Origin of the sequence: Hoylesella shahii (assembly GCF_937990675.1) — a bacterium.
In the GTDB taxonomy this organism is placed as follows: Bacteria; Bacteroidota; Bacteroidia; order Bacteroidales; family Bacteroidaceae; genus Prevotella; species Prevotella shahii.
Genome location: NZ_CALKQY010000001.1, coordinates 1 through 16,228 on the forward strand (window position 1 = coordinate 1; position 16,228 = coordinate 16,228).

General features: G+C 47.5%; 9 protein-coding genes. 5 read left to right on the forward strand and 4 right to left on the reverse strand.

Annotated features, from left to right (window positions below; all coding sequences use genetic code 11):
- Window positions 1-176 precede the first annotated feature (176 nt).
- From QME03_RS00005 to QME03_RS00020, 4 genes are all read right to left on the reverse strand, one after another.
- Window positions 177-452 (reverse strand): hypothetical protein, encoded by a 276-nt coding sequence (locus tag QME03_RS00005; RefSeq protein ID WP_281723033.1) that lies wholly within the window; start codon window positions 450-452, stop codon window positions 177-179.
- Between the two features lie 651 nt (window positions 453-1,103).
- Window positions 1,104-4,115 (reverse strand): protein translocase subunit SecDF, encoded by a 3,012-nt coding sequence (gene secDF, locus QME03_RS00010; RefSeq protein ID WP_281723034.1) that lies wholly within the window; start codon window positions 4,113-4,115, stop codon window positions 1,104-1,106.
- A 108-nt stretch (window positions 4,116-4,223) separates the two neighbouring features.
- Entirely contained in the window at window positions 4,224-5,312 is a 1,089-nt protein-coding gene (locus QME03_RS00015; RefSeq protein ID WP_281723035.1) for an endonuclease/exonuclease/phosphatase family protein, read from the reverse strand.
- Window positions 5,313-5,323: 11 nt separating this feature from the next.
- Window positions 5,324-6,250, reverse strand: coding sequence for a rhomboid family intramembrane serine protease (locus tag QME03_RS00020; RefSeq protein ID WP_281723036.1), 927 nt, complete (start codon window positions 6,248-6,250; stop codon window positions 5,324-5,326).
- Window positions 6,251-6,462: 212 nt separating this feature from the next.
- Between QME03_RS00020 and QME03_RS00025 the strand changes: the two genes are divergently transcribed.
- The 5 genes from QME03_RS00025 to QME03_RS00045 all read left to right on the forward strand — a co-directional run bounded on the left by QME03_RS00025 (window position 6,463) and on the right by QME03_RS00045 (window position 16,078).
- Complete coding sequence (locus QME03_RS00025) at window positions 6,463-6,735, forward strand: HU family DNA-binding protein (RefSeq protein WP_025817001.1); 273 nt, start codon at window positions 6,463-6,465, stop codon at window positions 6,733-6,735.
- Window positions 6,736-8,236: 1,501 nt separating this feature from the next.
- Window positions 8,237-9,256: a LacI family DNA-binding transcriptional regulator gene (locus QME03_RS00030; RefSeq protein WP_025815799.1), complete on the forward strand. Its 1,020-nt coding sequence runs from the start codon at window positions 8,237-8,239 to the stop codon at window positions 9,254-9,256.
- 374 nt (window positions 9,257-9,630) lie between these two features.
- Window positions 9,631-11,316 (forward strand): sodium:solute symporter family protein, encoded by a 1,686-nt coding sequence (locus QME03_RS00035; RefSeq protein WP_281723037.1) that lies wholly within the window; start codon window positions 9,631-9,633, stop codon window positions 11,314-11,316.
- Window positions 11,317-11,318: 2 nt separating this feature from the next.
- Window positions 11,319-13,622 (forward strand): FAD-dependent oxidoreductase, encoded by a 2,304-nt coding sequence (locus QME03_RS00040; RefSeq protein WP_281723038.1) that lies wholly within the window; start codon window positions 11,319-11,321, stop codon window positions 13,620-13,622.
- A 2-nt stretch (window positions 13,623-13,624) separates the two neighbouring features.
- Window positions 13,625-16,078 carry a glycoside hydrolase family protein gene (locus QME03_RS00045; RefSeq protein ID WP_281723039.1) on the forward strand — a complete coding sequence of 818 codons (2,454 nt, stop codon included), beginning with the start codon at window positions 13,625-13,627 and terminating at the stop codon, window positions 16,076-16,078.
- Window positions 16,079-16,228: the final 150 nt, after the last annotated feature.

Genomic DNA, 16,228 nt, shown 5'->3' on the forward strand with positions numbered 1-16,228 from the left:
CGCTTTTTGCAAAGCTATCGCGATAATGTTGTAAAAAATCGAACTCTGTAAAGGGTAAAGTTGGTGTTATGTCAGAAATTTTTCGTAACTTCACAGCAGATAATTTTATAATTTTCCCCCGATTCTGCCCGTGATGGGTCGTTCGGGGGTTTTTATGTAAAGGTACAAATAATATATTACACTGACAAACAATTAGTTAGATATTTACTGAATATCCCTAAGTAGCGCAAATCGCACGTGTAATATCCTGATAGTTCTACGCCATTGCGTTTGTTTAGCCAATAAACCAGTCCCACAAAGACAACACCTAGCACCACAAAAAGTAAGGTTTTGCCCCACATGGTATCACGATAATCGCCAAGAACAAACATCACAACGCCACCAAGGGGCATCGACATCAATAGCATCAAAATAAATTGATATACCCTATTGGGTAGAAACTGCGAAGGCATAATAGAACATAATGATGAAAGGTTAAGATAGTAGTATTTCTGTTGGCCTTAATACGAGCGGGATGGCATCAATGAGAGAGATAGTAAAAGACTTCTCCCATCGTCTTTCCAAAATAATAAATCACCTCTAACGCAAAACATATTAGCCCTATTTTGACAAACGGTCTATGGCCAACTTTGGATAACATGTTTCTTATAAAACGCTCTAATGCCCGATTGGGGTTTAATTCTCTTTCCATCATGTTGTCTTGTTAGTTAATATTTTGTTTCGTCTACGCTTTTCTTTGTCTTGGCGAGCATCATTGGGCCTTTTCTCTGGGGCATTCATCTCACGAAAGGCACGAAAGGGCTAGACTTGTACTTCTAAGCAAACATGTTTGGAACTTACAAAGTCGCTTACTCGTTTGGAGAAACAGCATGATGGCTGGCTGTAAGCACCAACTTTAGTTGTTAAAGGCGATAGATTGCTTGCCTTTGCAAAGATAAACAAAAAAACGAAATCAAAAGAACGTGTGTCAAAAAGAAATATTGACATAACAGAAAAAACAAAACAAACACCATTTTCGCCCCAATCTCACAAACAAAACGTGCCCCACACCTTATATATAATAGGTGTGGGGCACGCATTAGCTTGCGCCTTAGCGCACAGTGTTATACCGTTGCAGCTTCCAGTGCACGACCTTTTTGGGTTCTACCCAAGGTGAGGAAGGCGATGGGGGCAGCAATGAAGATAGACGATAGTGTGCCGAAGATAACGCCAAGGCTCATTGCGAAGGCGAAACTTTGGATGCTTTCGCCACCCAAGAACAAGATACAGAGCAACACGAGCAACGTTGAGAACGACGTGTTGATGGTACGAGCCAACGTTTGGTTGATACTATCGTTGAACAAGCTGCGGAAATCTTGTTTGGGATGCAACTTCATGTTCTCGCGAATACGGTCGAACACCACCACTTTATCGTTGATAGAGTAACCGATAACCGTCAAGATGGCACCAATAAACGTTTGGTCGATTTCCAAAGAGAAAGGCATGAAACCCCACAACAATGAATAAAGACCGATAACGAACGTGGTATCGATGGCCAAGGCCACAGTAGAACCAACCGAGAAGGCTACGTTACGGAAACGAATGAGGATGTAAATAAAGATGGCGAAGATGGCCAAGAGCACGCTGATGATAGCGCCATAAGTAATGTCTTTAGCCACCGACGGACCCACCTTGGTGCTGCTGATGATAGAACCACCCTGTCGGATGTCGGGGTTTTTAAAGGCTTCTACATTCTTTTGCGACACCAATCCTGCCTTCTTCAAGGCATTATATAGTTTTGTTTCAGCCTCATCGTCAACAGTTGGGCTGTTGCTTTGAATTTTATAGTTGGTTGAAACGCGGATGGTTTTATGGTCGGTACCCAGTGCAAGCGCGCTAGAGGTGTATCCAGGGAATGCATCCGACAACACGGCACGCACCTGTTCGGGTTGTACTTGCTTTTCGAAAGTCACCACATAGTTACGTCCACCAGTGAAATCAATGCTTCGGCTCAGTCCACGAGTTACAAAACTACCGATGAACACAACCAGCATCACAGCCACAAGCACAAATACTTTTTTGTAAACACTCATGAAGGGGAAGTGAACATTCTGCATGAAGTTCTTCGAGAAGCCTGTGGTGAAGGTGAGTTTCATCCAACGGTCCTTGTTCAACTGATATTCGTAAACCAAACGAGTGAGGAACACAGCGGTGAAGAACGAACAAACGATACCGATGATAAGCGTTGTTGCGAAGCCTCGGATGGGACCTGTACCGAACGAATAAAGGATGATACCCGTGATGATTGAGGTAAGGTTAGAGTCGAAGATGGCCGAGAATGCGTTGCCATAACCCTCTTTCAGTGCCTGTTTAATGCCCTTGCCTGCTGCTAGTTCTTCTTTAGTACGTTCGTAGATAAGCACATTGGCGTCTACCGCAGTTCCCAACGAGAGCACCATACCCGCAATACCCGACAGCGTTAGCGCTGCTTGGAAAGACGTGAGTATACCCAAGGTAAAGAATAGGTTGACGATAAGAGCGAGGTTGGCCATCATACCAGGGGTAAAGCCATACATCAATATCATGTAAGCCATCAGCAACACAAAGGCGATAGCAAACGATTGTATACCTTGTTGGATGGATTGTGCACCCAAAGTAGGTCCAACCACTTCTTCCTGAACGATGCGAGCAGGTGCAGGCATACGTCCACTCTTCAATGTGTTAGCAAGGTCTTTAGTTTCTTCGATAGTGAAGTTACCGCTAATGAGCGACGAACCGCCGTCGATTTGTCCGTTAACGCGAGGTGCGCTATACACAACATTATCCAAAACGATGGCAATAGCCTTACCAACGTTGGCCTTTGTGAGTTGTGCCCAACGGCGTGCGCCGTCTGAGTTCATACGCATGTTCACCACAGGAGCACCACTAGTGTGGTCGAATTCGTCGTTAGCATCGGTCACCACGTCACCTTCGAGGGGTGCACGCCCGTTGCTGTTGGTCACTTTCAAGGCATGGAGTTCGTAAATGTTCTTCACATTCACCTGGTCGGATGGTTTAGCGCTCCACAATAGCTTAAGGTCTGCGGGCAGCACTTGCTTGGCCACTTCACCATAGATAAGCTTATTGATGGCAGCAGTATCGCGAACGCTGGCATATCCCACAATACTTAGCGAGTTGCCACCAACCGTTTGAAGGCGCGAAAGCAGTGGGTGCGCTTTAATAGCAGCAGCCATTTTAGCGTCGTCGGTAGTATTTTTCAGCTCGGGTTTCTTGTTGTCGCCCTCGTTCAGTTTAAACTTGGGTGCTTCGTTTCTAGCCTTAACCACTTCTTTTTCGGCTTGAGCCTTAGCGTTGGTGGTATCAACAGCAGCGGTGTCGGCACCACTATTGTCGTTAGCTAGGCGCGCGTCAAGTTGTGTAAGGTAAGGAACAATCTCAGGAGCGTTAAAGGTTTCCCAGAATTCTAGGTTGGCCGAACCTTGCAATAGTTTACGAACACGTTCGGGTTCTCTCACACCAGGCATTTCAACCATGATGCGTCCTTCCTGTCCTTCCAGCTTTTGAATGTTGGGTTGCACCACGCCAAACTTGTCGATACGTGTACGAACAACGTTGAACGAGTTGTCAATAGCAGCCTGTACTTCAGCTCTTAGCACCTTTTCCACTTCGGCGTCGCTGCTTTGAGGCGACACTTTGCCTTGCAATTGTTGGGTTGCAAAGAGTTCGGCGAGCTTATGGCCCGGTGCGTTTTGCTTGTAATACTTAATGAAAAGCGAAATAAAGTCACTTTGGCTAGTTTCTTCTTCCGCTTTAGCTTGTTCTAACGACTTGATAAAAGCCGCGTCGGTCTTGTGGTCTGCGAGTGTCACGATAACATCGGGAACGCTTATTTCAAGAATAACGTTCATACCTCCCTTGAGGTCCAAGCCCAGTCCGATTTGTGTTTCCAAACACTTTTGGTAGCTGTAGACGCCAAGATACTTCACAGAGTCCTTGTAATCTTGTTGGGCAATTGGGTCTTTTAACTCGGCTGCTTTCCCGTCGTAGTAACGGGTTGCCACCGAGAAAGACAGGTAGAAGATACTTGCAAGCGTCAACAAGACGGCAGTTACAATTACGATACCTTTGTTTTGCATTTTACTTTATTTTTGTTTTATTGTTTTTCTGTGACCATACAGCCGTGCAAAGTTACTTATTTTTCTTAGATTAGTAAACAGTTGTCTCTGTATATTATCATTTTTTGCCTATTTGTGAAGTTTTTGTAGGGTGCAAAAGATTGGATAGTGGTCGGATATTTTCACTTTATTCTCTACCACACACTTAATTGGTTGCCAATGGTCGCTGCACATAATATTGTCTATACGCACATAAAAACCATTGCGATGGTAGGATATTCCGGGGCCGTTTCCGCTGGCTATGTAGCAGTCGTTCAGCTCTTTGGCCATACGGTATCGGGCATATGAGATGGGGCTATCGTTGAAATCGCCACACAATATCATGCTTTCTCCCTTGTGTTGATGCACAAATTGGGCCACGGCTTCCACCTGCGGAGCGCGTAATTGTGCAAATTCGCCCAACTTATGTACCAAACTTTTACCCAAACTCGGCATTTCTTTGGTTTGCAAATTGCCTTTCAGCATACTCTTAAAATCTTTTCGTTGAGCGTCGGTTAAGCCCGTTGTTACAAAGTGATTGTTTACAATCAGCACGGTATCATCAGGCAAGGCCACCCAACAAGCCAGACTAAAGTCGTCGCTTTGTGGGTATCTCACGCGTTGCGAGCGCACAATGGGATATTTGCTATATATCGCCAGGCGGTCGTATATCGTGGTTTTCTCCTTCATTACATGATAAGGATAGATGCTATTGAGCAAAGAGTCGATGGTGGCCTGAAATTTTCCGCCGAAATTTGCCTCTTGTAAGCACAATATATCGGCATCTTTTTCTTTCACATATTCGAGCATTTGCCAGCGTTGGGGTTCGGTTGCTTCGTTGCCACCCCACATATACGTGTTGTAAGATAGCACTTTAAGACAACTATCGGATGCCGAATGCGATATATTTAGAGGTATGAAGGCTCGCATTGGCCCATAACATAGCACGAAACCTATGAATGGAATGATTACTCTTCGCAGCTTAAAGAATGCCCAAAACACCATGAAGGCTAAGTTGATGGCCATAAAAACGGGAAAGGTTAGCCCAAGAGTGGCCACAAAAGGATGCCCGACAGGGTTCACTCTGTCGCTATATCCCACCAGAAGCATCACAACGATAGTCGCCACATTCGCTCCACTGGCAAGCTGCACAAACCATTTCTTAATATTTGTTTGCATTTTCAGCCCGCCTATTGTCTTTTGCTTTGGTCGAATAAGCGTTGTTTCTCTTCGCGCGACAGACTATCGTATCCGCTTTTGCGTATCTTGTCTAGTATGCGGTCCACTTCGTCTTGTTCGGCCTTACGTCGTGCATTATAATCCCAGTCGCTTTCGGTTCTTGTTTGTTGCTTTTGTTGTGGTTGTTCGGGTTCGTTTGTGCTGTGTCGCTCGTAAAAGTTTTTCATTTTTTCGAAGGCATTAGGCCCTCTTCGCTGCGAGAAGTCGTGCGAAGGATGGCGCTGCCAATAGCGAATCATGAAGAAACCAAATATCATTCCGCCCAAGTGTGCCAGGTGCGCCACGTTTCCGCCCGAGCCAGTCATAGCCTGAAACAGCTCTAATGCGGCATAACCCATCACAAACCATTTGGCTTTGATGGGAATAGGAATGGGGAAGATAAATATTTTGTTCTCGGGAAAAATCATTCCGAAGGCCAAAAGGATGGCATAAATAGCTCCAGAGGCCCCCACAGTGGTTAGTCCGTTGAGTTGTTGCGCCAATTGACCCATCACCACAAAGGCTTCGCCGATGCCTAGTGGCGACTGCGAGTTGAGTTGCAAGTAAATCTCAACAAACTGCGCCATTTCTTGCATCAATCCTGCGCCAATACCACAGGCAATATAATAAAAGAGGAATTTACGTGGGCCCCACACGCCCTCAACCACAACACCAAACATCCACAACGCGAACATATTGAAAAACAAGTGAGCAAAGCCGCCATGCATAAACATGTAGGTTACGAGTTGGTAAACCCTAAAATCGGACGCTCTGAAAAAGTGAAGCCCGAAAATATTGTTGAGGTCAATGCCCATACTGCCTTGCAACACCAATGTGGCAGCAAAAGCTAGTACATTGATGATTAGCAGATTTTTCGTTATTGTTGGTATGTTGCCCATTAACTATGCTGTTTGTTTTAAATGTTATAACAAGGGCAAAAGTACTAAAAATATCTGTCAATGCGCATAAAAAGACCTACGGAACGACAATTTTTCAAAAAAAACTTCACTTTTTTTTCTTTTTTGTTTGATTTTCAAAACTAAACGTCTATATTTGCCCTCAATTCAGCGTAGCACAATAACATTTATCACATTTTATAATTCAAAGTTATATGAACAAAACAGAATTGATTGACAAGATTGCAGCAGGCTCAGGCTTGAGCAAAGCTGACTCGAAGAAAGCGCTTGACGCAACAGTTGCAGCTATTAAGGAAGCTCTTGTAAAGGGCGACAAGGTTCAATTGGTTGGCTTTGGTACGTTCAGCGTTAACGAGCGTCCTGCTCATGTTGGCGTTAACCCTGCTACCAAAGAGAAGATTACCATCGCTGCAAAGAAAGTTGCCAAATTTAAGGCTGGCGCAGAACTGACGGAATCTATCCAGTAAGCACTTCTACCAAAGAAGAGAGAAATAAAAAACGCCCCCTTGCCTTGTGCTAGGGTGGCGTTTTTATGTTTTATAGTAAGCAAACCCTTGCTTCTATGCTGCAAACACACTTCTACAAGTGCGCGGTTTGCATGTGTTGGCTGGTACACACTCTAAATTTTATGCTGCAAACGCGCCCAACTACCACTGCCACTGCCTAAAAAATGTGCCCCGAAAGCCGCTTACGCAACCTTCGGGGCTAATTAACAATAGAGAGAGATAGCAGATGAACAGCCTGGCACATTCAAACACGTGTGGCGTTCACCGTAAAAAGTGCCAACAACACGTGCCACTGCCCCGCAGGAAAGCCATCAGGCCCTTTTCTAACGTGGCTGCCACACTGCGCACATTTTTATAACTGCCTTGCGAGCAGTTAGAGTTTTTAGGCGCGCCGTGCGCGCAACGCCTCACTGTTAGTCGATACTGAAGGTTAGCAGCAATTGTCATCAGCCGCATGTTATGGGCTACCAACAGGGCCATTTCCAAGCGTGGCCTTGCCACCTCTTTAACAAGGGTCTGCACTTAATCACTTATAGCAAGCCCTACACGCACAACGGCCATACCATCGTACGTAAAGCTACTCCTTAATTTTACATCAAAGACATAGCATTTGAGAGTGAAGAGCAGCTCACCAATAAGCGTGTTGTTGCCCTTGCCCATCACAAACGAGTTTCTTTTTACGTTGCTAATATACGAAATATTCAGCTGCTACACAAACATTCTGATACAAATTTATGTAATTTAGAATAACATTGCCCGTTTAGATATAGAAAATAAGAAATACAGAACAATGCAACTATTCTACATAAGGAGGAAAAGCGATTAAGCTATAGAATAAATCTACCTATCTAGTGGCCTCTGTTGGATGGTTATTTTGGTTTTCTTGCGTGGCACAGTTGCGACCAAAACCATAAGCCAAATAGCAACAAAGCAGCAAAACCACAATCGATAACACCACAATTATATTTATTTTACGCGCTTGTGCATATTGTTGATAAAGCGATTTTTTTGTTTTCTTCTCAGTCATACTTTTATCGATTAGGTTAAACATTGCATTTTATGCAGCTGCAAGACTATGTTGGCGCTGCTGCGTGAGTGTTGTTTTCGCAAATATAAGCAAAATATCAGCACGAGACAAACAAACGAAGACGTTTTTTTCATCTATCGAGAAAATAGTCAAATATTATTCTTTACAACAAAACATTCTGACATAAAACCATCTAATACAGAAAAATTTAAACACAATAATGACAATAAACATACCATTATGAATAGCAGAAGAATTTCACACTTTAAAAGATTAAAAGCGTGTTTCGGCCATTGATAAGCGAATAACACTTTTTACCACAAAACTAACCGCGCTTCAAAAATATCCGCTACCTTTGCACAAGCAGGCTAACCAGTTCGTCCTGCCCATTACAAACTAGCTACACAATAGCACTACTATATAGAAGTATCAGGAATGACATCGCCAAAAACCACTATTAAAGACATTGCCAAGGCCTTGGGGCTATCTTTTGCTACCGTTTCGCGTTCGCTAAACAACAGTCACGAGGTAAGCGAAGAAACCCGCATGCGTGTATTAAGTAAGGCTCGCGAATTGAGTTACAAGCCAAACATCCATGCGCGAAACTTGTTGAAACGCCGAAACAACATGGTTGGCGTGGTGGTACCAGAGTTTACAACATTCTTTTTCCCCGAGATTATCATCGGCATTCAAGAGGTGTTGAATGCCGAAGGTTATCAGGTGTTGATTTGCCAGTCAAACGAATCGGCCACACTCGAACGGCGTAACATCGAGATGTTAGAATCTAGTATGGTGGAAGGGCTCATCGTTTCAGTTACCAAAGATGCCCAAAACACAGACCTCTACAACCGAATTATTGGCGAAGGAACACCAGTTGTGTTTGTCAATCGTGTGCTTCCTGAGCTCCACGCCACACAAGTGGTTATCGACGACCGTAAATGGGCATTTAAGGTTGTCGACCATTTGGTGCGTTGCGGCTACCGCAACATCGCCCACTTGGCGGGCAACGAACATCTTTCCATTACCAAAGAACGATTGCAAGGTTATCTCGATGCCCTTGCGCAGCACGGCATTCCCATCAAAGAAAAATACATCATGCACGTTGGCGTGCAGCAAGATCGCGCCAAAGTGGGCATAGACTATCTGCTTAGCCTTAAAGAACGCCCCGATGCCATCTTCACCGTTAACGACCCTATTGCCGTGGGCTGTATGCTCGAATTGCGCAAATGGGGGCTACGCGTTCCGCAAGATATAGCAGTAGCTGGTTTTTCCGAGTCGCCCATTGGCCGTATTATGGAACTTACCAGTGTATCGCAACCCACCTTCGAGATGGGTAGAGTGGCAGCACATCGCCTGCTCAGACAAATGACAGATGCCACAACACCCATCGAGACCATTGTGCTAGATGGAAAACTAAATGTTAGGGGGTCTACTTTGCCCACTAAGAAGGGATAAAGGGTTTCAGGCAGTGCTGCCTTACACCCCTCGCACAAATAAAAATTCGGCAGAGCACGCAATTTACAAAAGCAAACGACAATAACACACACAAAACACCTAAACGCTAATTGACTAACATTTCTAGGATTGGTAGGTGTACTAGGATTGCTAAGTCTACTAGGATTACTAAGTATTCTAGGGTTTCTAGACATTTTAAGGTTTCTAGACATACTAGCCACACGCAGCCACCTTTCACCGTTCCACTTTTTCACCACTGCAAACGTTTACGTAAATATTCTATTTTTTCGTTTTTCCAGCTATTTTTTCGCCGTATCTTTGTCCCGTTAAACATTTCGTATTAGGCATAATAGCAACAACAAACCCTAACAATCATGAGCCTACTCGACTTCATTATGGTGGCTTTGCTCACCATCGGCGTACTTTCGGCAGGCATGGCCTTTGCCAAACAAGGCAAGAACATGACCTCTTTCTTTGCCGCAGGCGGTGCCGTTCCTTGGCAAACCAGTGGTCTGTCGCTCTTCATGAGCTTTTTCTCGGCTGGCACTTTTGTCGTTTGGGGCTCTGTTGCCTACCTACATGGCTGGGTTGCGATAAGCATACAATGGACAATGGCCTTGGCAGGACTGCTCGTGGGCACATGTATTGCCCCCCGGTGGCACCGAACAGGGTCGCTCACCGTGGCCGAATACATCGACAAACGTCTAGGCGTACATGTTCAGAAAACCTATACCTTTCTGTTTCTCTTCATCTCGCTCTTCCTTACGGCGTCTTTTCTCTATCCCGTAGCCAAGATTGTGGAGGTTTCTACTGGCCTCGACCTCAACCTCTGCATCATTCTCTTGGGTGCATTCTGCATACTCTACGTGTCGGCAGGCGGACTTTGGGCCGTTGTTTCCACCGATGTGTTGCAGTTCATCATCCTTATGGCAGCCATCATTATTGTGGTTCCGCTGTCGCTCGAACGCGTTGACGGCCTACACGCACTCCTCTCGCAACTGCCCGATAGGTACTTCCAGCTCACCGCTAACGAGTATCCACTACTTTTTATCCTCGCATTCGGACTTTACAACGCCATCTTCCTTGGTGGAAACTGGGCCTATGTGCAACGCTTCACTTGCGTTCGCACCACCACCGATGCCAAGCGTGTGGGTTGGTTTTTCGCTGCTTTATACTTTGTTAGCCCCATATTGTGGATGCTCCCACCAATGGTTTACTACCTGCTTAATCCCTCTTTGGGCGTGATGGAGAGCGAAGGCGCTTATCTTATGATGTGCAAAGAAGTTTTGCCAAAGGGTATATTAGGGCTGATGATAGGCGGAATGATATTCGCCACCACCAGTGCGATGAACTCCAAACTCAACATTGCATCGGGCGTAGTAACCAACGACCTTTATAAACGCCTCTATCCGCACAGCTCGCAGCGGCGTCTTATACTTGTGGCGCGCCTTTCCACCGTGGCCTTTGGCGTTATAAGCATACTCATAGCCCTGCTTATACAGCACATGGGCGGCGTTGTCAACGTGGTTATCAGCCTTGCAGCCCTCACGGGCGTTCCACTTTACCTGCCCGTTATATGGACATTATTCTCTCGCCGGCAAACAGGCACAACGATATTGGCCACCACCATCACCACATTGGTGGTTAATGCGCTGTTCAAGTTCGCGATGCCAGCACTAACGGGCTTTACATTTAGTCGCACAGGCGAGATGGTTTTCGGCTGCGCCTTGCCCATCATCATGCTCGCAGCCTTCGAGATTTATTTTATACTGACCGGTAAAACCAGTAACCGCTACGCCGAATATGCCGCATGGGAACAAGCCAACAACGCCAAGCGCAACACCCTAACGGCACAAGCACAAGCCGAAGCCAAAAGCGAAAACACATACAGCAAGCGCATCATAAGCCTGGGAATATTCTTCATCGGCCTTGCCATCGCCCTACTAGGCCTGCTCTCCGAGGGACATACCATGCTGGTTACAGGCACTGGGGCTTGCTTTATGCTCATTGGAGTGGCCTTAACATGGAGCATAAAAAGAAACAATGAAAACAAGAACTAGCAATGATTGAAGAACTATTTGAAAACAATAAGCGCACACAACGCATTCAACACATCGACACCGACCTGCTTGTGGCAGGCGGAGGCATGGCTGGCGTATGCGCTGCCATAGCTGCCGCCCGACAAGGACTTCGCGTTGCGCTGGTGCAAGACCGACCCGTGCTGGGCGGAAACGCATCGAGCGAAGTGCGACTATGGGTGCTGGGCGCAACATCACACATGGGCAACAACAACCGCTGGGCAAGAGAAGGCGGCCTGCTAAACGAATTACTTGTTGAAAACACCTACCGCAACAAGGAAGGAAACCCCGTTATCTTCGACACCGTATTACTAGACAAGGTGCTCGCCGAAAAGAACATATCGTTGTTTCTCAACACCGTGGTCTACGACATTGAGAAAAAAGGTTCGCGCAATATTGCCAGTGTAACGGCTTATAACCCACAGAACGAAACTCGCTATGTCTTTAACGCAAAGCTGTTTTGTGATGCAACGGGCGACGGACTGTTGGCCTACATGGCCGGAGCACACTACCGACAAGGGGCGGAAGACGCCGAAGAGTTTGGCGAAAAGTTCGCCCCCAACAAAGAAACATACGGCGAAAAGCTGGGGCACACCATCTTCTTCTACATCAAAGATGCAGGAAAGCCCGTGCAATATGTGCCCCCACATTTTGCACTTAGCATCAACGACGTGGAAAGTAGCATCAACAAGATACACAATCCCGAGTATTTCTCTACCAAAGAAGCAGGCTGCAAATACTGGTGGATTGAATACGGAGGCCGACTAGACACCATTAAAGATACCGAAGAGGTGAAATATCGGCTGCTCAGTGTGGTGTACGGCATCTGGAACTACATCAAAAACTCCGGCCGTTATCCCGAGTCGCGCAACCTCACCTTAGAGTGGGCAGGTGCCATTCCTGGCAAACGAGAGAGCAGAAGGTTCGTGGGGTATTACATGCTTACCCAACAAGACATCATCGAACAGCGCATGCAGCCCGATGCGGTTGCCTTTGGCGGATGGTCGCTCGACCTGCATCCGGCCGACGGTGTGTTTAGCAAAGAGAAGAAAGCCTGTACACAATGGCATGCCAAAGGCATCTACCCCATTCCCTACCGCTGCTACATCACGCCGCATTTAGACAACCTTTTTCTGGCTGGGCGCATCATTAGCGCCACCCATGTGGCCTTTGCCTCAACGCGAGTGATGGCCACTTGTGCCGCTGGTGGCGAAGCAGTGGGAACAGCCGCGGCATATTGCATACACCACAATTGCACGCCAGACCAACTGATGGACGAGCAACACATGGCCAAATTGCAAACCTTGCTCACGCGCAATGGCGTTTACCTGCCGCAAACCGATGTGCAGATATCCAACAACGCCCTGCAAACAGCCACCATCAAAGCATCGTCTACATTGGTTTTAGACCAACTGCCGCCCAGTGGCGAGTGGAAAACGCTGGTGCATTCGGCAGCACAGATGCTCCCGATAAGCAAAGGCGCAATGCCCAACATCAGCCTTTGGCTTCGAGCTGGCCAAGAAACAAGCCTGCAAGTGGAGTTACGCATCAGCAGCAAGCCCTTTAATCACACCCCCGACCAAACGTTAGAAACCGTTGAGCTGCCATTGCATGCGGGCGAACAAGAGGTTACATTAGCCTTTAAATGCCGCATCCCCTCAGACTGCTACGCCTTTGTATGCTTCATGAAGAACGAACACGTGGCACTGCAAGCATGCAACAGCATCGTTAGCGGCGTAATGGCAACCTTCAACAAGTGCCTTCCAGCCGTGTCCAACTGGGGCAAACAAGAACCGCCTGCCCACATCGGCGTAGAGCGTTTTGAGTTCTGGTGCCCCGAAAGGCGCGAAAAGGCCTACAACATCGCCATGAAAATAACGCCCGGTTTGCGTTGTTTCGCTCCCGAAAACCTGCTTGCACCACCCTATCGGCCCGTAAACAAGCCCAACGCATGGGTTGCCGCATTGCACGACAAGCAGCCCACGCTAACCTTTACGTGGGAAAACGAACGGCAGATAAAGGGCATTAAGCTGTTTACCGACGTGGATTACGACCATCCGATGGAAACCGTTCAATGGGGACACGCCGACAACCGCATGCCTCAATGTGTAGACGGCATCGAGATTATTGCTTCGCCCAACACGCATGTCACCATTACCAATAACTATCAGGCCATGATAGATGTGGCGTTCGAGGGGCAAGGCATCACCACCAACCGTTTGGAAATACGCCTATCTAACGCTTCGCCCAATGTGGCTGTGGCCTTGATGGGCATTCAATTCATATAATCATGACGCAAAGAAGCATTACCCTCGCCCTAGGTCTGTTGCTTTCTGCATGTGCCTTGCTCCATGCACGCACGCCAAAGCAAATTGTTTATCGCCCAACCGACAACACCTTGGTTGTGCCCACCACGCACGGCCTTGTACGTTTGCCCCTTAATGGGCAGCACCTGTTCGTTGCCGACACGGATTTTAAGCCGCAAGTAATCGACACGTTCAAAACCACGCACAACATACATTTCATCGAAGACAACTTTATTTACCCACGGCGGGCATGGCTCAACAACATCACCAACGTGTCGTTGCTCACGGCCGGCACGCACGTTAAGCTGCAAACATATCATGTTCTGTCGCGCCAACCACTGGTGTTAAAGGCCGAAAGCCAATGGGCCGATGTGTATCTGCGCTTCTCGGTCAACGGAAACTCCCTCTTCGTAAACCAAACCCTCGTGCCAAAACAAGATGGCTGCTACTCGTTGTCCACCCCTAGCCTACCCATCGCCAAGTCCCAAACGGGGTTTAAGGCCGTAATACCCGGTTACGTGCATGCCGAATGGATAAACCCCGACTTCGTTTCGGCTTACGTCTACGAACACGGAATGCCCAACAAGCCCGTTGTATACCAAGACAAGTGCGCCACAACGCCCGTGTCCATCATGCAAACACAGGGCTTAACCATCGGCATAGCTCCCGAAAGGCAGTTCCCACGCAAGCCTTACCTCAACGGAGAGAACACGCATGCCCAATGGAACGTGGGTTATGGCGCTATGGATGCCGAGGGAAAACTTAGTCCCCAGTTATATTATCCCGTGCTAGGAACGCCCAAAGCTGCATTAAAGAAAGGTGAAAAGCTGCATTTTGCCTATCGCATCATCCTCTCTAAAAACAACTGGTACGATGTTTATAAGCAGGTTATTTATGGTATGTACAGCTTTGACGGCATGCGGAAGGCCACCAACGAACAACCGCTAACAACCCGCATAAACAAAATTTACCACTATATGCGTACCCAATCGGCAAAGCTTTTCCGCAAGGCAGAGTGCGAAGACGTGCCTATCTGTGCACAAGATTATCGCGGAGGCGTGCATGGCGCAAACAACGATGCCATGAAAAACGCCGACTACGGAGCCATGTGGATGACGGTGCGCATGGCCAACGATACGGCCTTGGCCAACAACCTGCTACCCTACGTGCGCAACTTCAAACTAAAACAGCAGTTTGCCACAGGCAAATACGCAGGTGCACCGCAAGGGCAATACTTCTTGTGGAAGAGCAAACGCTGGGTGGAAGAATGGGGCGAACACATCGAACCCATCGCCATTACCTATTATTCGCTCATTGATGTGGCTAACATGCTGCTGTTCGAGCCCAACGACACCGCCCTGCAAGCAAGTCTGCGCACATCGGCCAACCTATTGCTGGCCATGCAAAGGCAAGACGGCAGCTGGCCTTTGGGCGTAAACTTAAAAGACGAAACCGACATCTTGCCCGACCTAAAAGACCTTCGTCCCACGTTCTACGGCATGTATGTGGCCTATAAAATGCTGGGCAACGATAAGTACTTGCAAGCCGCCATGCGGGGTGCCAACTGGTTTATAGCGCATGCCGTGCGCCCAACTGCCTTGGTTGGCGTATGTGGCGACACGCGCTTTGCACCCGATTTTGCCACGGCCATGTCGGTTCAGGCTCTGCTCGACATGCACCAGTTAACAGGCGATGTACGCTATAAAGATGCTGCTCTTGACATGGCACGCTATTTCACCACCTATATATACACCCATCCTGCCGACGTAACTCCCATTAAAGATAAAGAAGGACACAGCCTCAACCCCCTACAATACACCCAAGCGGGACTGGCATGCGAACATATCGGCGTTATTGGGTCGGCCAATCCGCAAGGGCCAATCCTCCTTTCAAGCTTCGCGGGCATGTTCGTAAGGCTTTATCAACAAACGGGCGATGTGCTTTTCCTCGACATGGCGCGCGCCTCGGCCAATGGCCGCGACCGCTTTGTTGAACCCGAATCGGGCATTGCAGCCTACTATTGGGCACATTTCAACAAGGTAGCCTTACCCTATCCGCAACACGCATGGTGGCAATTGGGCTGGCTAACCGACTACCTTGTGGCCGAAGCCGAACTGCGCAGCAAGGGGCGCATATCCTTTCCGCGAGGTTTCGTAACGCCAAAGGTTGGGCCACACAAGGTTCTGGGCTTCTCTGCTGGCACTATCGACGGCGAAAACGTTGAACTAACCATCGGCAACGACAGCCTTTCGTGCCACAATGCCCATCTCGAATTGCTTGTTGCACGTTCCACAAAAGGCAGTCATGGCTATGCCATCGTTATGAACAGCACCAACCGCCCCACACAAATGCGCCTAACAAACGCCAGTGGGCAGTGTTTGAAAACGGGCCTAGTGCCACCCTTTGGTATCGAGATTGTGAAACTAAAAAACATATAACCCAAACGAAATGACTTTGAAGTGATAGTAAAACAGTATTAGGTTTCCAGCGCAATTGCCTTTAACCGCCTTACGGCAACATGCACACGCTCCACTACAAGGGACTTTGTACAGACAGGTTGCTTACAACTTGCTGGCAAATAAACACCT

Excerpts from the sequence above, each read along its gene's own strand:
- QME03_RS00005 (WP_281723033.1), bottom strand. The coding sequence starts at position 452 with ATGCCTTCGCAGTTTCTACCCAATAGGGTATATCAATTTATTTTGATG.
- secDF (WP_281723034.1), bottom strand. The coding sequence starts at position 4,115 with ATGCAAAACAAAGGTATCGTAATTGTAACTGCCGTCTTGTTGACGCTT.
- QME03_RS00015 (WP_281723035.1), bottom strand. The coding sequence starts at position 5,312 with ATGCAAACAAATATTAAGAAATGGTTTGTGCAGCTTGCCAGTGGAGCG.
- QME03_RS00020 (WP_281723036.1), bottom strand. The coding sequence starts at position 6,250 with ATGGGCAACATACCAACAATAACGAAAAATCTGCTAATCATCAATGTA.
- QME03_RS00025 (WP_025817001.1), top strand. The coding sequence starts at position 6,463 with ATGAACAAAACAGAATTGATTGACAAGATTGCAGCAGGCTCAGGCTTG.
- QME03_RS00030 (WP_025815799.1), top strand. The coding sequence starts at position 8,237 with ATGACATCGCCAAAAACCACTATTAAAGACATTGCCAAGGCCTTGGGG.
- QME03_RS00035 (WP_281723037.1), top strand. The coding sequence starts at position 9,631 with ATGAGCCTACTCGACTTCATTATGGTGGCTTTGCTCACCATCGGCGTA.
- QME03_RS00040 (WP_281723038.1), top strand. The coding sequence starts at position 11,319 with ATGATTGAAGAACTATTTGAAAACAATAAGCGCACACAACGCATTCAA.
- QME03_RS00045 (WP_281723039.1), top strand. The coding sequence starts at position 13,625 with ATGACGCAAAGAAGCATTACCCTCGCCCTAGGTCTGTTGCTTTCTGCA.